The organism is Caldimonas tepidiphila, from assembly GCF_003569765.1.
In the GTDB taxonomy this organism is placed as follows: Bacteria; Pseudomonadota; Gammaproteobacteria; order Burkholderiales; family Burkholderiaceae_C; genus Caldimonas; species Caldimonas tepidiphila.
The window spans coordinates 41,786-63,863 of sequence record NZ_QXMG01000022.1; the positions used below are offsets into that span (position 1 = coordinate 41,786).

Here is a 22,078-nt window from a genome sequence, read left to right on the forward strand (position 1 = left end):
CCCCGATCGCGCCCCGGTTCAGGCCGCCCGGGACAGCGGCGGGACGGCGACGGTCTCCCCGAGCAGGTCCGCGGCGCTCAGGCACTGCAGCTCGCCCGGCCGCCACAGCGCCGGCACCGGCGGCTCGGGAGCGATCAGCAGCCGGGCCACCAGCGGCGCGGCCGCCTGCCGCTGCAGGTCCACCAGCAGCACATGGCGCGCGCCGCCCGCCTCGTCGAGCCGCCCCACCCAGTCCATCGCCTCCAGCGCCTCGAGCACCGGCTCGATCAGCAGCGGGTCGGTGCGCAGCCGCGCCGCGAGCTCGAGCGCGTCGAGGCCGCGCGCCTCGCCCTGCTGCGCCGCGTGCAGCTCGCGCAGCAGCGCCAGCGCGATGTGGAAGCGCTGCCCCGCGACGGCAGGCCCGCGCACCACGCCCATCTGCAGGCTCGGTGCATGGGCCGCCAGCACCGCGCCGAGCAACACGATCAGCCAGCTGGCATGGATCCAGATCAGGAAGATCGGCACCGTCGCGAAGGCGCCGTAGATCGCCGAGTAGGTCGGCACCTGGCCCAGGTACCAGGCGAGCAACCGCTTGGCGGCCTCCAGGCCGACCGAGACGAACACGCCGCCGGCCAGCGCGTGCGTCCAGCGCACGTCGGTGTTGGGCACGCAGCGAAACAGCGCGGCGAAGGCCAGCGCGAGGAGCAGGAACTCCAGCGCGTTGAGCAGCATCGCGAGGCTGCCGGGCAGGTAGGCGGCCACGCCCTGCGGGCCGAGCACGCGCGACGTGAGGGTCAGACTCATGCCGAGCAGCAGCGGCCCGAGCGTGAGCGCCGCCCAGTACACCAGCAACCGCTGCGCCAGCGGCCGCGGCTTGCGCACGCGCCAGATCGCGTTGAGCGTGCGGTCGATCGTCAGCATCAGCGCCAGCGCCGACGCGAGCAGCGCGACGAGGCCGACCACCCCGAGCCGGTTGGCCTTCGCGGCGAACTGCGTCAGGTAGCGCAGCACCGGCTGCGCGATCGCGTCCGGCACCAGGCTCTGCACGAAGTAGCGCTCGAGCGCGAGCTGGAAGCTGGAGAAGATCGGGAAGGCGGTGAACACCGCCAGCGTCACGGTGAACAGCGGCACCAGCGCGATCAGCGTCGTGAAGGTCAGGCTGCTCGCGCTCAGCCCGAGCCGGTCCTCGCGCACGCGCTGCTGCAGCGTGCGCAGCGTCTCGCGCCAGGGCCAGGACCGCAGCGTGTGCAGCAGCAGCGCGAGCCGGCCGCGCCGAGCCGGGGACGGGCCGAGGGTCGGGATCATGGCCGGTATGATGCCATCGATGAATCGATGGACCGCCGTGCAGTGGACCCGTGTGCTCGCCGTGGGCAGCGTTCTCGGGCTGATCGTGCTGGGGCTGGCCTGGGAGCTGTGGCTGGCGCCGCTGCGGCCCGGCGGCTCCTGGCTGGCATTGAAGGTGCTGCCGCTGGCGCTGCCGCTCGCCGGGCTGATCAAGCAGCGCATGTACACCTACCGCTGGGTCAGCCTGCTGGTCTGGCTCTACTTCACCGAGGGCATGGTTCGCGCCACGAGCGAGCCGGCCCCCGGCGCCGTGTTCGCGGCGATCGAGGTGCTGCTGTGCCTGGTGCTGTTCGCCGCCTGCGGGCTGCACGTGCGCTGGCGCCTGCGCAACGCCGCCGCCCCCCGAACGGAGACCGTGCAATGAATCCCGAGCTGCTGAACGAGTTGCGTGCCGCCGTCGGCGACGCGCAGGTGCTGACCGAGGGCGACCTCTCCGCCTACGAGCTCGACTGGCGCAAGCGCTTCCGCGGCCGCGCGCTCGCGGTGGTGCGCCCCGCGAACTCGCAGGAGGTGGCCGCGGTAGTGCGCGCGTGCGCGCGTCACGGCGCGAGCCTCGTGCCGCAGGGCGGCAACACCGGACTGGTGGGCGGTGCGACCCCGGACACGTCGGGCCGCCAGGTGCTGCTGAGCCTGCAGCGCATGAACCGCGTGCGCGAGATCGACGCCGCGAACCTGACGATGACGGTCGAGGCCGGCTGCGTGCTGCAGGCGCTGCAGCAGCAGGCCAAGGCGGCCGGGCTGCTGTTCCCGCTCAGCCTCGCCGCCGAGGGCAGCTGCACGATCGGCGGCAACCTCGCCACCAACGCCGGGGGCACGCAGGTGCTGCGCTACGGCAACGCGCGCGAGCTGTGCCTCGGCCTCGAGGTGGTCACCGCCGCGGGCGAGGTCTGGGAGGGCCTGAGCGGGCTGCGCAAGGACAACACCGGCTACGACCTGCGCGACCTGTTCATCGGCAGCGAGGGCACGCTCGGCATCATCACCGCGGCGACGCTGAAGCTCCACCCGCTGCCGGCGGCCTCGATGACGGCGCTGGCGGCGCTCGACTCGCTCGAGGCGGCGGTGGCGCTGCTGCAGATGGCGCAGGCCCGGCTCGGGGCGGGCCTCACCGGCTTCGAGGTGATGAACGAGGCCTCGCTCGCGCTGGTGCGCCGGCACTTCCCGCAGCTGCCGCAGCCGCTCGCGCCCTCGCCGTGGATGGCGCTGCTCGAGCTGTCGGACACCGAGTCGGCCGAGCATGCGCGCGCCGGCTTCGAATCGCTGCTCGAGGCGGCGCTGGAGGCCGGCACGATCGCCGACGCGGCGGTGGCCGAGAGCATCGAGCAGTCGCGCGCGCTGTGGCACCTGCGCGAGTCGATCCCGCTCGCGCAGGCCGAGGAAGGCCTCAACATCAAGCACGACATCGCGCTGCCGGTCTCGCGCATCCCCGCCTTCGTGGCCGAGACCGACGCCGAGCTGCAGCGGCGCTTCCCCGGCGTGCGGCTGATCGACTTCGGCCACCTCGGCGACGGCAACCTGCACTACAACGTGCAGGCGCCCGAGGGCCAGGCGGCGGCCGACTTCCTCGCCACGCAGGAGGCGCCGATCAACGAGGTGGTCTACGACGCGGTGCAGCGCTATGCCGGCTCGATCTCGGCCGAGCACGGCATCGGCCAGCTCAAGCGCGAGGAGCTCGCGCAGCGCAAGTCGCCGGTGGCGCTCGGGCTGATGCGCTCGATCAAGCAGGCGCTCGATCCGGCCGGGCTGATGAACCCGGGCCGCATGGTCTGAACCTGAACCGGTCGCCGCGCGCGATCGTCCCGCTTCAGCAGCCCGCCGCGGCCGTCGCCTCGTCGACCGGGGCCACCTGCAGCTCGTACTCGAGCGCCCCCTGGGGCGCGCCGCGGTACTCCTGGAAGCGCATCAGCGCCGGCTTGCGCCGGCTCACCAGCCGCTCGCCGCCATGGAAGGCGAAGCCCGGCCCGTGCACGCTCAGGCGCACGCGCGCGAGCCCGTCGTCGCCGTAGACGAGCACGACGCCACGGTACTGGAAGCGCCCCTGCGGGCAGGCGAGGTCGCGCGGCACGCCGGGCTCGAGCCGCAGCGCGACGCGCTCGACCAGATCGCCGCCGGCATCGCGCACCGTCAGCTCGAAGCTGCGCGCGACGGGCGCCTGCCGCCCCTCGGGCGGCAGCTCCGCCGCGGCCGCGGCATGCGCGGGATCCGGCGCCGGCGGGTGGGCCGCCGGGTCGAAGGGCAGCGCCCGTCCGGGCCGCGGGTTGTAGGCGAAGGGCAGCAGCAGCGCGTGCGCCACCGGCGCATCGAGCCCGTCCACCCGCCCCGCGACGCTCGCGAACCCGGACGGATCGAAGGCCAGCTTGGCATGGCGCGCGTCACGCGTGCGCACGAAGATCGTGCCGGGCGTTCCGGCATCGAGCCGCAGGCGCGCCGCGTAGCCGTCGGCCGGGGCCTGCTCGGCATAGCGCAGCAGATGGCCGTACGAGGGACTGGCGATGCGCTGCGCCGCCTGCGACAGGAACTGCAGGCCGCCTCCCGCGGGTGCGGACAGCTCCAGCTGCGGCGCGTCCCGTCCGATCCGCAGCGGGAACAGGTCGGCCTGCGCCGGGTCGGCGACCGGCCGGTTCTCGACGAAGCTCCAGCCGAACATCCGGCCGTCGGCGAGCGTGCCGAGCATCGCGTGGCCGCCCGGCACGCTCGCCGCCGGCACCGGCAGCGTCTGCAGCAGCAGCTCCGCGCCGGCATGCGCCGGCACCTCGGTCAGGCGCTGGAAGCCCTCGCGCTCGACCTCGAGCGTTGCGCCCGAGCCCGCCAGGCCAGGCGCCGGCAGCGGCAGCTCGAAGCGACCCTCCGCTCCAGTGCGGGTTCTGGCGCGATAGCTGCGGTCCCAGACCAGCTGCCCCTCGCTCCAGCCCCAGCCGCGCTGGGTGATCGTGACGGTGGCCTCCGGGACCGGCTCGCCACTGCGGTACTCGACGAGCCGGCCGCGCACCGGCTCCGGCGCGCAGGCCGGGAGCGCCGCGGCGGCCATCGCGAGCAGGATCGGACCGAGAAGTCGCATCGCTCACCTCCGCGGCCGCGCGCCGGCCGTCGTCCGGATTCGACACCCTCCGCTCGCCCTGCGCGCGCTGCGCAGCACGAGCGGCCCTGGCGGAGACGCCGCGCGCCGGCGCCCGCGCTACTGCAACGGTTCCTTCAGCGCCGGCGGCACCGGCAGCGAGAACACCTCGATGCCCTCGTCGGCGAGCGCCTTGGCCTCGTCGCGCGTGGTCTGGCCGCGGATGCCGCGCGCTTCGGCCTCGCCATGGTGGATGCGCCGCGCCTCCTCGGCGAAGCGCTGGCCCACGTCCTCGGTGTTGCGCATCACCTCGCGCACCGCCTTCATCCAGGCCGCGGCCAGCGCGTCGGCCGGCGCCGCTGCGGCCGGATCGGCCGGCGGCTGCGGCTCGCGCGCGCCCGACAGGTTCAGCCGCGGCGCGCTCGGGCGGCGCACCACCTCGCGCTCGCCGCACAGCGGGCATTCGAGCAGCCCGCGCTGCAGCTGCGTCTGGAAGTCGTCTTCCGAACCGAACCAGCCCTCGAAGCCGTGCCCCTGGCGGCACTGCAGGTCGAGCACCTTCATCGCTTCACCCCCCTTTCGCCCCCGCATCGGCCGGGTCCGCGCGCCACTGCAGCGGCCAGCGCCCGGCGCGCCAGTTCTGCAGCCACATCAGCGCGACCATGGTCTTCACGTCGGTGACGCGGCCGTCGCGCACCCAGGCATCGAGCTCCTCGGGCGTCGCGGCGAAGACCTCGACGAACTCGCCGTTGTCGAGCGCGCGCTCGCCGAGCGTCAGCCCGCGTGCGAACCAGATCTCGATGCCCTCGTCGGAATAGGCGATCGCGTTGTGCAGCACCCCGGCCTGCGCCCACTCGCGCGCACGGTAGCCGGTCTCCTCGGCCAGTTCGCGCACCGCGCACTGCCAGCCCGGCTCGCCGGCGTCGATCTTGCCCGCGGGAAACTCGATCATCACCCGGCCCATCGGATAGCGGTACTGGCGCTCGAGCACCAGCCGCCCGTCGTCGAGCAGCGGCACGATCATCACCGCGCCGGGATGCCGGATGTACTCGCGGTGCGCGGTCTGGCCGTCGGGCAGCCGCACGGTGTCGCGGCGCACCTCGAGGAAGTGGCCGCGGTAGACCTCCTGGGAGTCCAGGCAGGTTTCGTCGAGCGAGGGAGAGGAGGACATTGCGTTCCCGTAAGGGACGCCCCCGGGCGGAGGCGGCAATGTGCTAGCCGCGCCGGCGCCGCAGGTAGCGCCAGACGAACCCGGGGAACGCCAGCGTGAAGAACAGGCAGAGCATCACGGCGTAGAACTCCCAGCCCTGCGGGTGGTTCTGGCCGATGCGCCGCTCCAGGCCGAAGCCCAGCAGCAGCACCAGTGCGCACAATAGCAGCAGTTCGAGCAGGCGCCAGCCGAGGCCCTTGGGCTCGCGCCGGGGCCCGACCAGCAGCAGCCGCTCGGTGACGAAAGGCAGGTTGGCCGCGACGGCGGCCACCAGCAGCACCAGCCAAACGGCTGCCGTCTGGCTCATGGCGCGATCAGACCGCGAGCGACTTCAGCACCGCCTGCACGCACCAGGCCATCAGGCCGCCGGGCAGCAGGCCGAGGCCGAGCACCGCGAGGCCGTTGACCGACAGCACGGCGCGCACGTCGCCGTTCATGCGGATCGGCGCGGTGTCCGTCGGCTCGTCGAAGTACATCACCTTCACCACGCGCAGGTAGTAGAAGGCGCCGATCAGCGACAGCATCACGGCGATGATCGCCAGCCAGGTGTAGCCGCCGACGTTGGTCGTCAGCAGCGCCTGCAGCACGCTCAGCTTGGCGAAGAAGCCGACCGTCGGCGGCAGGCCGGCGAGCGAGAACATGAAGATCGCCATCACCGCGGCGTACCAGGGGCTGCGGCGCGCGAGGCCCTTGAGGTCGTCGAGCTCCTCGGCCTCGTGGCCGGCGCGGGCCAGCAGCATGATGATGCCGAAGGTGCCCAGCGTCGTCAGCACGTAGGTGACGATGTAGTACATCGCCGAGCTGTAGGCGTTGGCGGCCGACAGCGTGTTGCCGTTGACCACGCCCGCGGTCATGCCGAGCAGCATGAAGCCCATCTGCGCGATGGTCGAGTAGGCCAGCATGCGCTTGAGGTTGGTCTGGGCGATCGCGGCGAGGTTGCCGAGCACGAGCGAGGACACCGACAGCACGATCAGCATCTGCTGCCAGTCGACCGCGAGGCCGAGCATGCCCTCGACGAGCAGGCGCACGACGATCGCGAACGCGGCGAGCTCCGGGGCACCTGCGATCAGCAGCGTGACGGCGGTCGGGGCGCCCTGGTAGACGTCGGGCACCCACATGTGGAAGGGCACCGCGCCGAGCTTGAACGCCAGGCCCGCGACCACGAACACCAGGCCGAACACCAGCACCTGCCGGTTGATCTGGCCGGTGCCGATCGCCGCGAACACCTCGCCGAGCTCGAGCGAGCCGGTGGCGCCGTAGATCATCGACATGCCGTAGAGCAGGAAGCCGCTGGCCAGCGCGCCCAGCACGAAGTACTTCATCGCCGCCTCGGTGGACTGCGCGTGGTCGCGGCGCAGCGCCACCAGCGCGTAGAGCGCCAGCGCCTGGAGCTCGAGGCCCAGGTAGATCATCAGGAAGTTGTTCCCGCCGATCATGATGTGCAGGCCGAGCAGCGCCAGCATCGACAGCGTGAACAGCTCGCCCTTGAGCATCTCGCGCTCGCCGGCATAGGGCCGCGCGTAGACCAGCGTGACCATCACCGCGACGGTGGCGAAGAAGCCCAGCAGGCTGCCCATCGGGTCGGCGACCACCATGCCCTGCAGCGCGAACTCGGACAGCCCGGAGCTGAAGTGGCTGAACTGCCAGGCCGCGACCGCGGCGAGCGACAGCATCGTCAGCACGTAGGTGAGCGTGCGGCGCGGGTCCTTCGAGAAGAGATCGATGATGGCGATGGCGCAGGCGGCCACCAGCAGCAGGATCTGGGGTTGGATCGCGATCCAGTTCATGTCGTTCATAGCGGTCGCGCCCTCACTGCAGTTTCGAGACGGCGACGTGCCGGAGCAGGTCGGTCACCGAGTGGTGCATCACGTCGGTGAAGGGTTTCGGATAGACGCCCATCCACAGCACGGCCACCGCCAGCACCGCGAGCATCAGGAACTCGCGGGCGTTGATGTCGGTGAGCGTGCGCACGTTGTCGTTGGTCACCGGGCCGAAGTAGACGCGCTTGTACATCCACAGCGTGTAGGAGGCGCCGAAGACCAGGGCGGTCGCGGCGATCGCGCCGAGCCAGAAGTTCACCTGCACGGTGCCGAGGATGACCATCCACTCGCCGACGAAGCCGGCGGTGCCGGGCAGGCCGGCATTGGCCATCGAGAACAGCAGCGCGAAGGCAGCGAACTTGGGCATCGTGTTGACGACGCCGCCGTAGTCACCGATCTGGCGCGAGTGCATGCGGTCGTAGAGCACCCCGATGCACAGGAACATCGCGCCCGAGACGAAGCCGTGCGAGATCATCTGCACGATCGCGCCCGAGACGCCGAGCTCGTTGAACAGGAAGAAGCCGAGCGTCACGAAGCCCATGTGGGCGACCGACGAGTAGGCCACCAGCTTCTTCATGTCCTGCTGCACCAGCGCGACGAGGCCGATGTAGACCACCGCCACCAGCGACAGGCCGATCACGAGCCAGTCGAGCTCGCGGGTCGCGTCGGGCGCGATCGGCATCGAGAAGCGCAGGAAGCCGTAGGCGCCGAGCTTCAGCATGATCGCCGCCAGCACCACCGAGCCGCCGGTGGGCGCCTCGACGTGCGCGTCGGGCAGCCAGGTGTGCACCGGCCACATCGGCACCTTCACGGCGAAGGCCATGAAGAAGGCGCCGAACAGCAGCATCTGCGCATCCAGCGGCAGCGGCAGGCGGTGCCAGGTCAGGATGTCGAAGCTGTAGTTGGACTTGTAGTACAGGTAGATCAGCGCCACCAGCATCAGCAGCGAGCCGAGCAGCGTGTACAGGAAGAACTTGAAGGCCGCATACACGCGGCGCGGACCGCCCCAGACGCCGATGATGATGTACATCGGGATCAGCGTGGCCTCGAAGAACACGTAGAACAGCAGGCCGTCGAGCGCGCTGAACACGCCGACCATCAGGCCGGAGAGGATCAGGAAGGCGCCCATGTACTGGTTGGTGCGCTCGGTGATGACTTCCCAGCCCGCGATCACGACGATGATCGTGATGAACGCGGTCAGCAGCACGAACCAGACGGAGATGCCGTCGACGCCGAGGTGGTAGCGCACGTTGAAGCGCTCGATCCACATCAGGCTCTCGACGAACTGCATCGCCGAGGTGCCGGCGTCGAAGCCGGTGTAGAGCGGGATCGTGACGGCGAAGCTCAGGATCGCGCCGACGAGCGCGATCCAGCGCACCATGCCGGCCTGGCTGTCGCGGCCGAGGCCGAGCAGCAGGACGCCGAAGGCGACCGGCAGCCAGATGGCGAGACTCAGGAGACCCATGTGCGCCTCCCGATCAGCGGTTGAACAGCACGAACCAGGTCATCAGCGCGAAGACGCCGATGATCATGACCAGTGCGTAGTGGTAGATGTAGCCCGACTGGAGGCGGCGCACGACGCCCGCGAACCAGCCGACCAGCTTGGCGGAGCCGTTGACCGCGACACCGTCGATCAGCGCCATGTCGCCGCCCTTCCACAGCCCCACGCCGAAGACGCGGGCGCCCCTCGCGAAGAGGTTCTCGTTGATCCAGTCCATGTAGTACTTGTTTTCCATGATGCGCAGGATCGGGCCCGAGCGCGCCTTGATGGCTGCGGGAATCTCGGGCTTGACCATGTAGAACACGTAGGCGAGCACGACGCCGGCGAGCGCGAGCCAGAACGGCGCGGTCTGCAGGCCGTGCAGCGCCATGCCCATGGCGCCGTGGAACTCCTCGGCGAGGTGGGCCATCGCCGGGTGCGCCTCGGTGTTCACGAAGATCGCATCCTTCAGGAAGTCGCCGAACAGCATCGGCTGGATCGTCAGGTAGCCGATCACGACCGAGGGGATGGCCAGCAGCGCCAGCGGCACCCACACCACCCACGGCGACTCGTGCGGCTTCTGGCCGGGGGCCAGGCCGTGGTGGTGGTCGTGGTCGGGCTCCTCGTCGCTGTGGTGGTCACCGTGGTGGTGCTGCCCGAAGTGCTCCTTGCCGTGGAAGACGAGGAAGTACATGCGGAACGAGTAGAAGGCCGTGACGAACACGCCTGCGATCACCGCGAAGGTCGCGAAGCCGGCGGCCGGCAGGTTGCTCGACTGCACCGCGATGATGATGCTGTCCTTCGAGTAGAAGCCCGAGAACAGGGGCGTTCCGATCAGCGCGAGCGACCCGAGCAGCGAGGTGATCCAGGTGATGGGCATGTACTTGCGCAGGCCGCCCATGTTGCGGATGTCCTGGTCGTGGTGCATGCCGATGATCACCGAGCCCGCGCCGAGGAACAGCAGCGCCTTGAAGAAGGCGTGCGTCATCAGGTGGAACACCGCGACCGAGTAGGCCGAGGCGCCGAGCGCCACCGTCATGTAGCCGAGCTGCGACAGCGTCGAGTACGCGACCACGCGCTTGATGTCGTTCTGGATGATGCCGAGGAAGCCCATGAAGAGGGCCGTGATCGCGCCGATGATCAGGATGAAGTTCAGCGCGGCGTCCGACAGCTCGAACAGCGGGGACATGCGCGACACCATGAAGATGCCCGCGGTCACCATGGTGGCCGCGTGGATCAGCGCGGAGATCGGCGTCGGGCCTTCCATCGAGTCCGGCAGCCAGACGTGCAGCGGGAACTGCGCCGACTTGCCCATCGCGCCGATGAACAGGCAGATGCAGATCACCGTGATCAGCAGCCACTCGGTGCCGGGGAAGATCAGCGTGCCGAGCTCGGGAGCGCGCGCGAAGATCTCGGTGTAGTTGAGCGTGCCGGTGTAGGCGACGATCAGGCCGATGCCGAGGATGAAGCCGAAGTCGCCGACCCGGTTGACCAGGAAGGCCTTCATGTTGGCGAAGATCGCGCTCGGCTTGTTGAACCAGAAGCCGATCAGCAGGTAGGACACCAGGCCCACCGCCTCCCAGCCGAAGAAGAGCTGCAGCAGGTTGTTGCTCATGACCAGCATGAGCATCGAGAACGTGAACAGCGAGATGTAGGAGAAGAAGCGCTGGTAGCCGGGGTCCTCCTCCATGTAGCCGATGGTGTAGATATGCACCATCAGCGACACGAAGGTGACGACCACCATCATCATCGCGGTCAGGCCGTCGACGAGGAAGCCGACTTCCATCTTCAGGCCGCCGAGCACCATCCATTCGTAGATGGTGGCGTTGAAGCGCGCGCCGTCCACCGCCACCTGCTTGAGCACGAGGGCGGAGATGACGAAGGCGATCGCGACGCCGAGGATCGTGAAGACGTGGGCGCCGCGGCGGCCGATGAAGCTGCCGAACAGGCCGGCGAGGATGGCTCCGAGCAGCGGTGCCAGCGGCACCGCCAGGAGCAGGGTCGAAGAGAGCTCGTTCATGTTGTGACTTTTCCGCTCCGCGCTTTAGCCCTTGAGGGTGTCCAGCTCGCTGACGTTGATCGTCTCGCGATTGCGGAACAGCACCACCAGGATCGCCAGGCCGATGGCCGATTCGGCCGCCGCCACCGTCAGGATGAAGAACACGAACACCTGGCCGGCCATGTCGCCCAGGTAGTGCGAGAAGGCGACGAAGTTCAGGTTGACCGCCAGCAGCATCAGCTCGATCGCCATCAGCAGCACGATCAGGTTCTTGCGGTTCATGAAGATGCCGATCACCGACATCGCGAACAGGATCGCGCCCAGCGAAAGGTAATGTCCGAGCGTGAGCGTCATGCCTGGCCTCCATTCGGCGCAGCTTGTTGTTCGGTCGAGGCGGCGGCCTCGCGCGCCACCGGCACGTTCACGATGCGCAGGCGCTGCGCCTTGGTCACGCGCACCTGCTCGGCCGGGTCGGTCCAGCGCGAGTCCTTGCGGCGGCGCATCGTCAGCGCGATCGCGGCGATGATCGCGACGAGCAGGATCACCGCGGCGATCTCGAGCGGATACAGGTACTGGGTGTAGAGCACCACGCCGAGCGCCTTGGTGTTGCCGAGCTGCGCGAGCTCGGGCGCCATCGGCTGCACCTCGCTGAGGCGGAAGCCGCCAAGCAGCACCACCGCCATCTCCAGCGCGATCACCACGCCGATCACCGCGGCGAGCGGGAAGTGCTTCCAGAAGCCGTCGCGCACCTGCTCGTTGTTGAAGTCGAGCATCATCACGACGAAGAGGAACAGCACCATGACCGCGCCGACGTAGACGAGCACCAGCGCGATGGCAAGGAACTCGGCGCGCAGCAGCATCCACACGCAGGACGCGTTGAAGAAGGCAAGCACCAGGTAGAGGGCCGCATGCACGGTGCTGCGGGCGGTGATCACGCGGAATCCTGCGAAGAGCAGGACCGCGGAGAAGACGTAAAAGAGCGCGGTCGTGGTATCCATGTCGTTCTCTGTTTTCGGGCTGGCCGGCCTCCACGCCGGCATCTCGTGGGCTCCGCCGGGTTTCAGCGGTAGCGCGCGTCAGCCTCCTTAGCGGCCGCGATCTCCTTCTCGTAGCGGTCGCCCACCGCGAGCAGCATGTCCTTCGTGAAGTACAGGTCGCCGCGCTTCTCGCCGTGGTACTCGAGGATGTTGGTCTCGACGATCGAGTCGACCGGGCAGCTCTCCTCGCAGAAGCCGCAGAAGATGCACTTGGTCAGGTCGATGTCGTAGCGCGTCGTGCGGCGCGAGCCGTCGGCGCGGATGTCGGACTCGATCGTGATCGCCATCGCGGGGCACACCGCCTCGCACAGCTTGCAGGCGATGCAGCGCTCCTCGCCGTTCTCGTAGCGGCGCAGCGCGTGCAGGCCGCGGAAGCGCGGCGACAGCGGCGTCTTCTCCTCGGGGAACTGCACCGTGATGTTGCGCGACAGAAAGTGCCGGCCCGTGAGGGCCAGCCCCTTGAAGAGCTCCGTCAACATGAAGCTGTTGACGAAATGCTTGATGGAAGCTACAGCAGACATGGTTTTTTACCTCGTCGACTTCCGCGGCTCAGGGCCAGATGTTCCAGGGCGACTGCATCCACAGTCCGATCACCACGAGCCACACCAGCGTCACCGGAATGAAGATCTTCCAGCCCAGGCGCATGATCTGGTCGTAGCGGAAGCGCGGGAAGGTCGCGCGGATCCACAGGAACATCGTGACGAGCACGAAGGTCTTGATCCCCAGCCAGATCCAGCCCGGGATCCAGTTGAACAGTGCGCTGTCGATCGGGGGCAGCCAGCCACCGAAGAACATCAGCGCGGCGAGTGCGGCGATCAGGATCATGTTCGCGTACTCGGCCAGGAAGAACATCGCGAAGGCCATGCCGGAGTACTCGATCATGTGACCGGCGACGATCTCAGACTCGCCCTCGACGACGTCGAAGGGATGGCGGTTCGTCTCGGCGATGCCGGAGATGAAGTACACCACGCAGATCGGCAGCAGCGGCAGCCAGTTCCACGACAGGAAGGTCAGGCCCATCTCGGCCATCTGCCCACGCGACTGGCTCATGACGATCTCGGTCATGTTCAGGCTGCCGGCGACCATCAGCACCACGACGAAGCAGAAGCCCATCGCGATCTCGTAGGACACCATCTGCGCGGACGCGCGCAGCGCGCCCAGGAAGGCGTACTTCGAGTTCGAGGCCCAGCCGGCGATGATCACGCCGTAGACCTCGAGCGAGGTGATGGCCATCAGGAACAGCAGGCCGGCGTTGATGTTGGCCAGCGCCACGTCCGGGCCGAACGGCACCACCGCCCACGCAGCCAGCGCCGGCATGATGGTCATGATCGGCGCCAGGAAGAACAGGCCCTTGTTCGCCGCGGTCGGGGCGATGATCTCCTTGAAGATCAGCTTGACCGCGTCGGCGATCGGCTGCAGCAGGCCGAAGGGACCGACCCGGTTCGGACCGGGGCGGATCTGCGTCCAGCCGATGGCCTTGCGCTCCCACAGCGTCAGGTAGGCGACACAGATCATCAGCGGCAGCACCACCGCGACGATCTTCACGAGCGACCACACCAGCGGCCACAGGCCGCCGAGGGTGGTCTGGCCGTAGCCAGTGATGGTTTCAAGCATTGCGGTCTCCCTCTCGCCTCACGCCCTCATTGCGCCCGCTCGACGCGGATCGGACCGAACATCGCGCCGAGCGCGGCGGTCGCCGGGTGGCCGGCGGCCACGCGCACGCACTGCGCCGGCAGCGACGCGTCGGGCACTGCCAGCAGCTCCACTGCCGCGCCGCCCTGGCTCACGCGCACCCTGGCGCCCGGCGCCAGACCGAGCTGCGACCACAGCGCTGCCGGCAGCCAGGCCACCGGCGGACGCGCGTCGGCCGTCATCTGCAGCGACGGGGCACGGCGCACCAGCGCGTCGGAGCTGTAGATCGGCACGTGCGCGATGCGCTCGAGGCCGCCCGCCGCGGCCGGTGCCGAAGCCTTCACCTGCGACGCGACCGCGCGGTTGTCGAGGCGCGAGCGCAGCTGCTCGACGTCGCCCAGCGCCTCGGCACGCACTTCCTCGGAGGTCTCCTGCGCGAAGCCCTGCAGGCCCAGCACGTTGCCGAGCACGCGCAGCACCTTCCACGCCGGACGGGTCTCGCCCTGCGGCTTGGCCACGCCGAAGAAGCTCTGCACGCGGCCCTCGGCGTTGACGAAGGTGCCCGAGGTCTCGGCGAAGGGCGCGATCGGCAGCAGCACGTCGGCGTAGTCGAGCGCGGCGGTCTTGAACGCCGTCATCGCGACGACCATCTCGGCGCCGTGCATCACCTTCAGCGCCTGTGCCGCATTGGCGGCATCGAGCTCGGGCTCGACGTTCAGCAGCAGGTAGGCCTTGAGCGACTCGGTCAGCATCTGGCCGGCGTTGAGGCCGCCCTGTCCGGGCATCGCCTTCACGAGCTGCGCGCCGACGGTGTTGGCGGCCTCGCTCAGGTAGCCGACGGTCGCGCCGGTCTGCTCGGCGATCCAGTTCGCGACGGCCAGCAGCGCATCGGCCTGCGGGTGCTGCGCGGCGGCGTTGCCGAGCAGCACCGCCTTGTGCTCGCCCGACAGCAGCGAGCGCGCGACGACCACGGCCGGCTCGGTCGCCTCGCCACCGAACGGCGACGCGGCGCCACGCTCGGCAGCGACCGCAGCGGCCACGTTGGCCAGCGCCCGCAGCCAGGCGCTCGGCTCGGCGATCGTGGTCGAGGCCATCGGCATCAGCCAGTCGTCGGCCAGCGCATGCAGGCTATGCACCTGGCAGCCGCGCTTGGCGGCCTGGCGCAGGCGCTGCGCGAACAGCGGGTGGTCCTTGCGCAGGAAGGAGCCGACCACCAGCGCGCGCTGCAGCGTCGACAGCGACGCGATCGAGGTGCCGAGCCAGCGTGCGCCCTGCCCTGCCGCGAAGTCGGCATGGCGGGTGCGGAAGTCGATGTTCTCGCTGCCGAGGCCGCGCACGAGCTTGGCCAGCAGGTGCAGCTCCTCCACCGTGCTGTGCGCGGTGCCGAGCGCGCCGATGCTGTGCGCGCCGTGCTGCTCCCTGATCTGCTTGAGGCCGTTGGCGACGTACTCGAGCGCCGTGGTCCAGTCCACCTCGCGCCACTGGCCGCCCTGCTTGAGCATCGGCTGCGTCAGGCGCTCGTTGGCGTTCAGCGCCTCGTACGAGAAACGGTCGCGGTCGGCGATCCAGCACTCGTTGACCGCCTCGTTCTCGAGCGGCAGCACGCGCATCACGCGGCCGGCGCGCACCTGCACGATCAGGTTCGAGCCGGTCGAGTCGTGCGGACTGACCGACTTGCGGCGCGACAGCTCCCACGGACGCGCCGAGTAGCGGTAGGGCTTGCTCGTGATCGCGCCGACCGGGCACAGGTCGATCATGTTGCCCGACAGCTCGGAGTCGACCGTGTCGCCGACGAAGCTCATGATCTCGGAGTGCTCGCCGCGGTTGACCATGCCGAGCTCCATCTGCCCGGCGATCTCCTGGCCGAAGCGGACGCAGCGCGTGCAGTGGATGCAGCGCGTCATCTCCTCGAGCGACAGCAGCGGGCCGACGTCCTTGTGGAACACGACGCGCTTTTCCTCGGCGTAGCGCGAGTTCGAGGCGCCGTAGCCGACGGCGAGGTCCTGCAGCTGGCACTCGCCGCCCTGGTCGCAGATCGGGCAGTCGAGCGGGTGGTTGATCAGCAGGAATTCCATCACGCCCTGCTGCGCCTTGACCGCCTTGTCGCTCTTCGTGCGCACGATCATGCCCTGCGTCACCGGGGTGGCACAGGCGGGCAGCGGCTTCGGTGCCTTCTCGACCTCGACGAGGCACATGCGGCAGTTCGCCGCGATCGACAGCTTCTTGTGATAGCAGAAATGCGGGACGTAGGTGCCGGCCTTCTCGGCAGCATGCATGACCATGCTGCCCTCGGGCACTTCCACCTTCTTCCCGTCGAGTTCGATTTCAACCATGGTGCTTCGGGTCCTCAGACGTAGGCGGGGACCAGACAGGTCTTGTGTTCGATGTGATGAGCGAACTCATCGCGGTAGTGCTTGATGAAGGCGCGCACCGGCATCGCCGCCGCGTCACCCAGCGCGCAGATCGTGCGCCCCTGGATGTTGTCGGCCACCGAGTTCAGCAGGTCCATGTCCTCGGGACGGCCCTTGCCGTGCTCGATGCGGTCGAGCATGCGCCACATCCAGCCGGTGCCCTCGCGGCACGGCGTGCACTGCCCGCAGGACTCGTGCATGTAGAAGTACGAGAGGCGCAGCAGCGACTTGACCGCGCAGCGCGTGTCGTCCATCACGATGACGGCGCCCGAGCCCAGCATCGAGCCGGCCTTGGCGATGGAGTCATAGTCCATCGTGCAGTCCATCATGATGTGGCCCGGCAGCACCGGCGCGGACGAGCCGCCCGGGATCACGCCCTTGAGCTTGCGGCCCGCGCGCACGCCGCCGGCGAGCTCGAGCAGCTTCGAGAACGGCGTGCCCATCGGGATCTCGTAGTTGCCCGGACGCTCCACGTCGCCGGACACCGAGTAGATCTTCGTGCCGCCGTTGTTCGGCTTGCCGCACTCCAGATAGGCCTGGCCGCCGTTGCGGATGATCCAGGGCACCGCCGCGAAGGTCTCGGTGTTGTTGATCGTCGTCGGCTTGCCGTAGAGGCCGTAGCTCGCCGGGAACGGCGGCTTGAAGCGCGGCTGGCCCTTCTTGCCCTCGAGCGACTCGAGCAGCGCGGTCTCCTCGCCGCAGATGTAGGCGCCCCAGCCGTGGGCCGCATGCAGCTGGAAGCTGAAGTTCGAGCTCATGATCCTGTCGCCGAGGAAGCCCGCGGCGCGCGCCTCCTCCAGCGCCTCCTCGAAGCGCTCGTACACCTCGAAGATCTCGCCGTGGATGTAGTTGTAGCCGGCGCTGATGCCCATCGCGTAGGCGGCGATGGCCATGCCCTCGATCACGATGTGCGGGTTGTAGCGCAGGATGTCGCGGTCCTTGCACGTGCCCGGCTCGCCCTCGTCGGAGTTGCAGACAAGGTACTTCTGGCCCGGGAACTGGCGCGGCATGAAGCTCCACTTCAGGCCGGTGGGGAAGCCCGCGCCGCCGCGGCCGCGCAGGCCCGAGGCCTTCACTTCCGCGATGACCTGGTCGGGCGTCATGCCCTCGCCGCCGTCCTGGCCGAGGATGCGGCGCAGCGCCTGGTAGCCGCCGCGCTCGACGTAGTCCTTCAGGCGCCAGTTGCGGCCGTCCAGACCCGCGTAGATCTGCGGGTTGATGTGGCGGCCGTGGAAGCAGGTTTCCAGGCCGGTGGCCTGGAACTTCGAAAGGTCCAACATCTTCTTCGCCTTCCTTACTTGGCGGCAGCCTTGAGCGTGTCGAGCAGCGCGTCGAGGCGCTCCTCGCTCATGAAGCTGCACATCTGGCGGTCGTTGACCAGCAGCACCGGCGCGTCGGCGCAGGCGCCGAGGCACTCGCTCTCCTGCACGGTGATCGCGCCGTCGGGCGTCGTGCCGCCGAGCTCGACGCCAAGCCTGGTCGCGACGTACTCGGCCGCCTTGCGGCCGTTGCGCAGCTGGCAGGGCAGGTTGGTGCAGACGTTCAGCTTGAACTTGCCGGCCGGCCGCTGGTTGTACATGTTGTAGAAGGTCACGACCTCGTGCACGGCGATCGCCGGCATGCCGAGGTAGTCGGCCACGGCCTTCTCCCACTCGGCCGAGACCCAGCCCTGCTCCTGCTGCACGATCGACAGGCAGGCCATCACGGCGGACTGCTTCTGGTCGGCCGGGTACTTCGCGACCTCGCGATCGAAACGGGCTTTGGTGGCTTGCGAGATCATCGATCAATCTCCCCGAACACGATGTCCATGGTGCCGATGACGGCGACGGCGTCCGCAAGCATGTGGCCGCGCGCCATCTCGTCCATCGCGGACAGGTGCGCGAAGCCGGGCGGCCGGATCTTCAGGCGGTAGGGCTTGTTGGCGCCGTCGCTGACGATGTAGATGCCGAACTCGCCCTTCGGGTGCTCGACGGCGGCGTAGGCCTCGCCCTCCGGCACCGGGAAGCCCTCGGTGAAGAGCTTGAAGTGGTGGATCAGCTGCTCCATGCTCGACTTCATCTCGACGCGCGGCGGCGGCGCCACCTTGTGGTTGTCGGTGATGACGGGGCCGGGGTTCTTGCGCAGCCAGTCCACGCACTGGCGAATGATGCGGTTGGCCTGGCGCATCTCTTCCACGCGCACCAGGTAGCGGTCGTAGCAGTCGCCGTTGGTGCCGACGGGCACGTCGAACTCCATGCGGTCGTAGACGTCGTAGGGCTGCATCTTGCGCAGGTCCCACGCGATGCCCGAGCCACGCAGCATCGGGCCGGTGAAGCCGGCGTTCTTCGCGCGCTCGGGCGACACCACGCCGATGCCCACCGTGCGCTGCTTCCAGATGCGGTTCTCGGTCAGCAGCGTCTCGTACTCGTCCACCAGCTTGGGGAAGCGCTGGCTGAAGTCGTCGATGAAGTCCAGCAGCGAACCCTGGCGGTTCTCGTTGAGCTGCGCGATCGCACGGGCGTTGCGCACCTTCGACGGCTTGTACTGCGGCATCGAGTCCGGCAGGTCGCGGTAGACGCCGCCCGGGCGGAAGTAGGCCGCGTGCATGCGCGCACCCGACACCGCCTCGTACATGTCGAAGATGTCCTCGCGCTCACGGAAGCAGTAGATGAGGACGTTCATCGCGCCACAGTCCAGCCCGTGTGCACCCAGCCACATCAGGTGGTTCAGCAGCCGGGTCAGCTCGGAATACATCACGCGGATGTACTGCGCGCGGATCGGCACCTCGATGCCCATCATCTTCTCGATGGCGAGGCAGTAGGCGTGCTCGTTGCACATCATGGACACGTAGTCGAGACGGTCCATGTAGGGCAACGACTGGATGTAGGTCTTGGTCTCGGCCAGCTTCTCGGTCGCACGGTGCAGCAGCCCGATGTGCGGGTCGGCGCGCTGGATCACCTCGCCGTCGAGCTCGAGCACCAGGCGCAGCACGCCGTGCGCTGCCGGGTGCTGCGGGCCGAAGTTCAGCGTGTAGTTCTTGATGTCTGCCATGACAGTCTCTTGCTCGGCTGCGTCAGTGCAGCCCGCCGTAGTTCTCTTCGCGGATCACGCGCGGCGTCAGCTCGCGCGGCTCGATCGTCACCGGCTGGTAGACCACGCGCTTCTGCTCCGGGTCGTAGCGCATCTCGACGTGGCCGGTGACCGGGAAGTCCTTGCGGAACGGGTGGCCGATGAAGCCGTAGTCGGTCAGCAGGCGGCGCAGGTCGTCATGGCCGTCGAAGATGATCCCGTACAGGTCGAAGGCCTCGCGCTCGAACCAGTTCGCCACCGTCCAGATGCCGGTGATCGAGGACACCATCGGGAAATCGTCGTCCGGGCAGAACACCTTCAGCCGCAGGCGCCAGTTGTGCTTGATCGACAGCAGGTGCGTGACGACGCAGAAACGCTGCCCCTCGTATTCGCCGTCGCGATAGGCGGAATAATCGACGCCGCACAGGTCGATCATCTGCTCGAAGGCGAGCGACGGGTCGTCGTGCAGCAGTTTCGCGACCTGCAGGTAATCGGCAGCCGAAACGGTCAGCGTCACCTCGTCGAGCTTGCGCACCAGTCCCGCTGCGCGATTGCCCAGCACGGTTTCAAGCTGCTTTTGCAGCGTGTCGAGTTTGCTCATGGGGTGCGACCTTCAGCGGGCGATCGTGTTTTCGCGGCGGATCTTGGCCTGCAGTTGCAGGATGCCGTAGAGCAGCGCTTCGGCCGTCGGCGGGCAGCCCGGGACATACACGTCCACCGGCACGATGCGGTCGCAGCCACGCACCACCGAATAGCTGTAGTGGTAATAGCCGCCGCCGTTGGCGCACGAACCCATCGACAGCACCCAGCGCGGCTCGGGCATCTGGTCGTAGACCTTGCGCAGCGCCGGCGCCATCTTGTTGCACAGCGTGCCGGCCACGATCATCAAATCGGACTGGCGCGGGCTCGGCCGGAACAGCATGCCGAAGCGGTCAATGTCGTAGCGCGCGGCACCCGCGTGCATCATCTCCACCGCGCAGCAGGCCAGACCGAAGGTCATCGGCCACAGCGATCCGGTCTTCGACCAGTTGATCAGCTTGTCCGCCGTGGTGGTGACGAAACCTTCCTTGAGAACGCCTTCGATACCCATACAGCTTTACCTCGTCATCCTCAGTATCATTCCCAGTCCAGGGCGCCCTTTTTCCACTCGTAGACAAAGCCCACGACGAGGATGCCCAGGAAAATCATCATGGCCCAGAAACCGACGGGACCGATTTCACGCAGAGCGACCGCCCACGGGAAGAGAAAGGCGATCTCGAGGTCGAACAGGATGAAGAGGATGGCCACCAGGTAGTAGCGGACATCGAACTTCATGCGCGCGTCTTCAAAAGCTTCGAAGCCGCATTCGTAGGGGGAGTTTTTCGCCGCGTCGGGCCGACGCGGGCCGAGCAGGAAACCGAGCACCTGGGGGGCAACACCGACGCCGATGCCGACCAGGATGAACAGAATTACGGGGAGGTACTGGTCGAGGCTCATTGGACGTGTGGCTCGCTGGTTGACCTAGTCTGCGAGGGGGGCTCGAATCGGCCACAAATCCGTCACGGCAAAAAAAAACGCGCTGACCTCAGCGGACCGACCGCTGCCTCAGCACGCCCTATTTATCCGTGCAGATTTTTTCCCCTCAGCTCACTTCAGGGCGTCTGGAGGAGCCCCGTCTGGGAGCCCTTCCGCGTCTAAATCTGGTGCCGACGGCGAGACTCGAACTCGCACAGCTTTCGCCACTACCCCCTCAAGATAGCGTGTCTACCAATTTCACCACGTCGGCCGTACACGAAAATTACGTCTCGGCTTGTCTGTCTCGCTAGGCATGAGGATCGCTTGCAAGACAGACTTGTATTCTATGCTGCTACAGAAATTTTCTCAACCCCTCTTTTTGTGAAGGGGTGTTCAGTTGGCCGGGATCTGGGTCGCGGCCGAGGCGGCGGGGGCCGGCACCGTCGCAGCGGAGGCCGCAGCCGCGCTCTCGGACGGGATCTGCGTGGCGCCGGGAGCCGGGGCGGCGCGCTCGAGCACGCTGCCGGAGCCCGTCGGACGCACGTTGCTGGTGTAGGCCAGCGCCAGCGTGCAGACGAAGAACACCGCGGCGCACACCGCCGTCGAGCGCGACAGGAAGTTCGCGCTGCCGGTGGCGCCGAACAGGCTGCCCGAGGCTCCGCTGCCGAAGGAGGCGCCCATGTCGGCGCCCTTGCCGTGCTGCACCAGCACCAGGCCGATCATCGCGAGCGCCGAGAGCAACTGCACCGCGAGGATCACGGTCGTCAAGAACTGCATTCAAATCTCCGTTGGAAAAGGCGCGTGCAGCTCAACTCGCTGCACGACAGATGGCGACGAAATCGGCGGCTTTCAAGGAGGCCCCGCCGATCAGGCCGCCGTCGATGTCCGGTTGCGCGAACAGGGTGGCCGCGTTGTCCGGCTTGACGCTGCCGCCGTAGAGGATCTTCATCTGGTCGGCACCCTCGGTCGCGGCGCGCAGTTGCGTGCGCAGCACCGCGTGCACCGCCTGCGCCTGCTCCGGCGAGGCGGTCTTGCCGGTGCCGATCGCCCACACCGGCTCGTAGGCGACCACGACGCGCGAAATGCAGGGCCCGAGCGTGTGAATCACCGCCGAGAGCTGGCGCTTGACCACCGCCTCGGTCTGGTCCGCCTCGCGCTCGGCGAGCGTCTCGCCGACGCAGACGATCGGCACCAGGCCCTTGGCGAGCGCGATCTTGGCCTTGTCGGCGACGAGCTGGTCGCCCTCGCCGTGCATCGCGCGGCGCTCCGAATGGCCGACGATCACGTAGCGGCAGCCGACGTCGGCGAGCATCGCCGCCGACACCTCGCCGGTGTAGGCGCCCTGCTCGTGCGCCGAGCAGTCCTGCGCGCCGAGCGCGACCGAGCTGCCCTGCAGCGCGAGCACGCAGGCGGCCAGATAGGGATAAGGCACGCAGACGCCGGCATCGCAGTTGAAGGGCTCGGCGGCACGGATCCCGGCCAGCAGCTCGGCGTTCGACGCCAGGCTGCCGTGCATCTTCCAGTTGCCGACGATGAGTTTGCGACGCATGCGGGTTCTCCTTGGAGGCGAAA

Annotated in this window: 23 protein-coding genes and 1 tRNA gene; 2 read left to right on the forward strand and 22 right to left on the reverse strand. The window is 68.4% G+C overall.

The annotated features are described in order from the left end of the window. Nucleotides 1–18 precede the first annotated feature (18 nt). Nucleotides 19–1,284: a YihY family inner membrane protein gene (locus tag D3A59_RS15015; RefSeq protein WP_119155756.1), complete on the reverse strand. Its 1,266-nt coding sequence runs from the start codon at nt 1,282–1,284 to the stop codon at nt 19–21. A gap of 19 nt (nt 1,285–1,303) precedes the next feature. Between D3A59_RS15015 and D3A59_RS15020 the strand changes: the two genes are divergently transcribed. Together D3A59_RS15020 and D3A59_RS15025 are read left to right on the forward strand one after the other, a co-directional pair. Then, on the forward strand, nt 1,304–1,687 hold the full coding sequence (locus tag D3A59_RS15020; protein ID WP_419187259.1) for a DUF2069 domain-containing protein: 384 nt from the start codon (nt 1,304–1,306) through the stop codon (nt 1,685–1,687). Continuing rightward, nucleotides 1,684–3,090: an FAD-binding oxidoreductase gene (locus tag D3A59_RS15025; RefSeq protein ID WP_119155758.1), complete on the forward strand. Its 1,407-nt coding sequence runs from the start codon at nt 1,684–1,686 to the stop codon at nt 3,088–3,090. The genes D3A59_RS15020 and D3A59_RS15025 overlap by 4 nt, the downstream gene beginning before the upstream one ends. A gap of 34 nt (nt 3,091–3,124) precedes the next feature. Here D3A59_RS15025 and D3A59_RS15030 read toward each other — a convergent pair whose 3' ends face one another. From D3A59_RS15030 to tpiA, 21 genes are all read right to left on the reverse strand, one after another. Then, nucleotides 3,125–4,378: a carboxypeptidase-like regulatory domain-containing protein gene (locus tag D3A59_RS15030; RefSeq protein ID WP_119155759.1), complete on the reverse strand. Its 1,254-nt coding sequence runs from the start codon at nt 4,376–4,378 to the stop codon at nt 3,125–3,127. A 117-nt stretch (nt 4,379–4,495) separates the two neighbouring features. Continuing rightward, entirely contained in the window at nt 4,496–4,939 is a 444-nt protein-coding gene (locus D3A59_RS15035) for a DUF1178 family protein (RefSeq protein ID WP_119155760.1), read from the reverse strand. Between the two features lie 4 nt (nt 4,940–4,943). Further along, nucleotides 4,944–5,546: an NUDIX domain-containing protein gene (locus D3A59_RS15040; RefSeq protein WP_119155761.1), complete on the reverse strand. Its 603-nt coding sequence runs from the start codon at nt 5,544–5,546 to the stop codon at nt 4,944–4,946. A gap of 43 nt (nt 5,547–5,589) precedes the next feature. Next, nucleotides 5,590–5,892 carry a DUF2818 family protein gene (locus tag D3A59_RS15045; protein ID WP_119155762.1) on the reverse strand — a complete coding sequence of 101 codons (303 nt, stop codon included), beginning with the start codon at nt 5,890–5,892 and terminating at the stop codon, nt 5,590–5,592. 7 nt (nt 5,893–5,899) lie between these two features. Beyond that, complete coding sequence (gene nuoN, locus D3A59_RS15050; RefSeq protein ID WP_119155763.1) at nt 5,900–7,381, reverse strand: NADH-quinone oxidoreductase subunit NuoN; 1,482 nt, start codon at nt 7,379–7,381, stop codon at nt 5,900–5,902. Nucleotides 7,382–7,394: 13 nt separating this feature from the next. Beyond that, nucleotides 7,395–8,870, reverse strand: a complete 1,476-nt coding sequence (locus D3A59_RS15055) for an NADH-quinone oxidoreductase subunit M (RefSeq protein WP_119155764.1) — start codon at nt 8,868–8,870, stop codon at nt 7,395–7,397. A 13-nt stretch (nt 8,871–8,883) separates the two neighbouring features. Further along, complete coding sequence (gene nuoL, locus D3A59_RS15060) at nt 8,884–10,905, reverse strand: NADH-quinone oxidoreductase subunit L (protein WP_205665201.1); 2,022 nt, start codon at nt 10,903–10,905, stop codon at nt 8,884–8,886. 24 nt (nt 10,906–10,929) lie between these two features. Continuing rightward, on the reverse strand, nt 10,930–11,238 hold the full coding sequence (nuoK, locus tag D3A59_RS15065) for an NADH-quinone oxidoreductase subunit NuoK (protein ID WP_119155765.1): 309 nt from the start codon (nt 11,236–11,238) through the stop codon (nt 10,930–10,932). Beyond that, entirely contained in the window at nt 11,235–11,882 is a 648-nt protein-coding gene (locus D3A59_RS15070) for an NADH-quinone oxidoreductase subunit J (RefSeq protein ID WP_119155766.1), read from the reverse strand. Before D3A59_RS15070 ends, nuoK begins: the two co-directional genes overlap by 4 nt. A gap of 62 nt (nt 11,883–11,944) precedes the next feature. Further along, a complete protein-coding gene (gene nuoI / locus D3A59_RS15075) occupies nt 11,945–12,442 on the reverse strand; it encodes an NADH-quinone oxidoreductase subunit NuoI (protein ID WP_119155767.1) in 498 nt (165 codons plus the stop codon). A 28-nt stretch (nt 12,443–12,470) separates the two neighbouring features. Then, on the reverse strand, nt 12,471–13,535 hold the full coding sequence (gene nuoH / locus D3A59_RS15080; protein ID WP_119155768.1) for an NADH-quinone oxidoreductase subunit NuoH: 1,065 nt from the start codon (nt 13,533–13,535) through the stop codon (nt 12,471–12,473). A 26-nt stretch (nt 13,536–13,561) separates the two neighbouring features. Continuing rightward, nucleotides 13,562–15,886: an NADH-quinone oxidoreductase subunit NuoG gene (gene nuoG, locus D3A59_RS15085; RefSeq protein ID WP_119155769.1), complete on the reverse strand. Its 2,325-nt coding sequence runs from the start codon at nt 15,884–15,886 to the stop codon at nt 13,562–13,564. A gap of 14 nt (nt 15,887–15,900) precedes the next feature. Next, a complete protein-coding gene (gene nuoF, locus D3A59_RS15090) occupies nt 15,901–17,244 on the reverse strand; it encodes an NADH-quinone oxidoreductase subunit NuoF (RefSeq protein WP_119155770.1) in 1,344 nt (447 codons plus the stop codon). 14 nt (nt 17,245–17,258) lie between these two features. Further along, entirely contained in the window at nt 17,259–17,744 is a 486-nt protein-coding gene (gene nuoE, locus D3A59_RS15095; RefSeq protein WP_119155771.1) for an NADH-quinone oxidoreductase subunit NuoE, read from the reverse strand. Next, nucleotides 17,741–18,994, reverse strand: a complete 1,254-nt coding sequence (locus D3A59_RS15100) for an NADH-quinone oxidoreductase subunit D (protein ID WP_119155772.1) — start codon at nt 18,992–18,994, stop codon at nt 17,741–17,743. Before D3A59_RS15100 ends, nuoE begins: the two co-directional genes overlap by 4 nt. 22 nt (nt 18,995–19,016) lie before the next feature. Further along, entirely contained in the window at nt 19,017–19,613 is a 597-nt protein-coding gene (locus tag D3A59_RS15105) for an NADH-quinone oxidoreductase subunit C (protein ID WP_119155773.1), read from the reverse strand. Nucleotides 19,614–19,625: 12 nt separating this feature from the next. After that, a complete protein-coding gene (locus D3A59_RS15110) occupies nt 19,626–20,102 on the reverse strand; it encodes a NuoB/complex I 20 kDa subunit family protein (protein WP_119155774.1) in 477 nt (158 codons plus the stop codon). 26 nt (nt 20,103–20,128) lie between these two features. Beyond that, entirely contained in the window at nt 20,129–20,488 is a 360-nt protein-coding gene (locus D3A59_RS15115) for an NADH-quinone oxidoreductase subunit A (RefSeq protein WP_119155775.1), read from the reverse strand. A gap of 204 nt (nt 20,489–20,692) precedes the next feature. Next, a tRNA-Leu gene (locus D3A59_RS15120) sits at nt 20,693–20,777 on the reverse strand. A gap of 122 nt (nt 20,778–20,899) precedes the next feature. Next, nucleotides 20,900–21,283 carry a preprotein translocase subunit SecG gene (gene secG / locus D3A59_RS15125; RefSeq protein WP_119155776.1) on the reverse strand — a complete coding sequence of 128 codons (384 nt, stop codon included), beginning with the start codon at nt 21,281–21,283 and terminating at the stop codon, nt 20,900–20,902. Between the two features lie 31 nt (nt 21,284–21,314). Beyond that, nucleotides 21,315–22,055, reverse strand: coding sequence for a triose-phosphate isomerase (tpiA, locus tag D3A59_RS15130; protein WP_119155777.1), 741 nt, complete (start codon nt 22,053–22,055; stop codon nt 21,315–21,317). Between the last annotated feature and the right edge of the window lie 23 nt (nt 22,056–22,078).

Bases quoted from the DNA above. Each gene is read 5' to 3' on its own strand.
- D3A59_RS15015 (WP_119155756.1), bottom strand. From the start codon at position 1,284: ATGATCCCGACCCTCGGCCCGTCCCCGGCTCGGCGCGGCCGGCTCGCG.
- D3A59_RS15020 (WP_419187259.1), top strand. From the start codon at position 1,304: ATGAATCGATGGACCGCCGTGCAGTGGACCCGTGTGCTCGCCGTGGGC.
- D3A59_RS15025 (WP_119155758.1), top strand. From the start codon at position 1,684: ATGAATCCCGAGCTGCTGAACGAGTTGCGTGCCGCCGTCGGCGACGCG.
- D3A59_RS15030 (WP_119155759.1), bottom strand. From the start codon at position 4,378: ATGCGACTTCTCGGTCCGATCCTGCTCGCGATGGCCGCCGCGGCGCTC.
- D3A59_RS15035 (WP_119155760.1), bottom strand. From the start codon at position 4,939: ATGAAGGTGCTCGACCTGCAGTGCCGCCAGGGGCACGGCTTCGAGGGC.
- D3A59_RS15040 (WP_119155761.1), bottom strand. From the start codon at position 5,546: ATGTCCTCCTCTCCCTCGCTCGACGAAACCTGCCTGGACTCCCAGGAG.
- D3A59_RS15045 (WP_119155762.1), bottom strand. From the start codon at position 5,892: ATGAGCCAGACGGCAGCCGTTTGGCTGGTGCTGCTGGTGGCCGCCGTC.
- nuoN (WP_119155763.1), bottom strand. From the start codon at position 7,381: ATGAACGACATGAACTGGATCGCGATCCAACCCCAGATCCTGCTGCTG.
- D3A59_RS15055 (WP_119155764.1), bottom strand. From the start codon at position 8,870: ATGGGTCTCCTGAGTCTCGCCATCTGGCTGCCGGTCGCCTTCGGCGTC.
- nuoL (WP_205665201.1), bottom strand. From the start codon at position 10,905: ATGAACGAGCTCTCTTCGACCCTGCTCCTGGCGGTGCCGCTGGCACCG.
- nuoK (WP_119155765.1), bottom strand. From the start codon at position 11,238: ATGACGCTCACGCTCGGACATTACCTTTCGCTGGGCGCGATCCTGTTC.
- D3A59_RS15070 (WP_119155766.1), bottom strand. From the start codon at position 11,882: ATGGATACCACGACCGCGCTCTTTTACGTCTTCTCCGCGGTCCTGCTC.
- nuoI (WP_119155767.1), bottom strand. From the start codon at position 12,442: ATGTCTGCTGTAGCTTCCATCAAGCATTTCGTCAACAGCTTCATGTTG.
- nuoH (WP_119155768.1), bottom strand. From the start codon at position 13,535: ATGCTTGAAACCATCACTGGCTACGGCCAGACCACCCTCGGCGGCCTG.
- nuoG (WP_119155769.1), bottom strand. From the start codon at position 15,886: ATGGTTGAAATCGAACTCGACGGGAAGAAGGTGGAAGTGCCCGAGGGC.
- nuoF (WP_119155770.1), bottom strand. From the start codon at position 17,244: ATGTTGGACCTTTCGAAGTTCCAGGCCACCGGCCTGGAAACCTGCTTC.
- nuoE (WP_119155771.1), bottom strand. From the start codon at position 17,744: ATGATCTCGCAAGCCACCAAAGCCCGTTTCGATCGCGAGGTCGCGAAG.
- D3A59_RS15100 (WP_119155772.1), bottom strand. From the start codon at position 18,994: ATGGCAGACATCAAGAACTACACGCTGAACTTCGGCCCGCAGCACCCG.
- D3A59_RS15105 (WP_119155773.1), bottom strand. From the start codon at position 19,613: ATGAGCAAACTCGACACGCTGCAAAAGCAGCTTGAAACCGTGCTGGGC.
- D3A59_RS15110 (WP_119155774.1), bottom strand. From the start codon at position 20,102: ATGGGTATCGAAGGCGTTCTCAAGGAAGGTTTCGTCACCACCACGGCG.
- D3A59_RS15115 (WP_119155775.1), bottom strand. From the start codon at position 20,488: ATGAGCCTCGACCAGTACCTCCCCGTAATTCTGTTCATCCTGGTCGGC.
- secG (WP_119155776.1), bottom strand. From the start codon at position 21,283: ATGCAGTTCTTGACGACCGTGATCCTCGCGGTGCAGTTGCTCTCGGCG.
- tpiA (WP_119155777.1), bottom strand. From the start codon at position 22,055: ATGCGTCGCAAACTCATCGTCGGCAACTGGAAGATGCACGGCAGCCTG.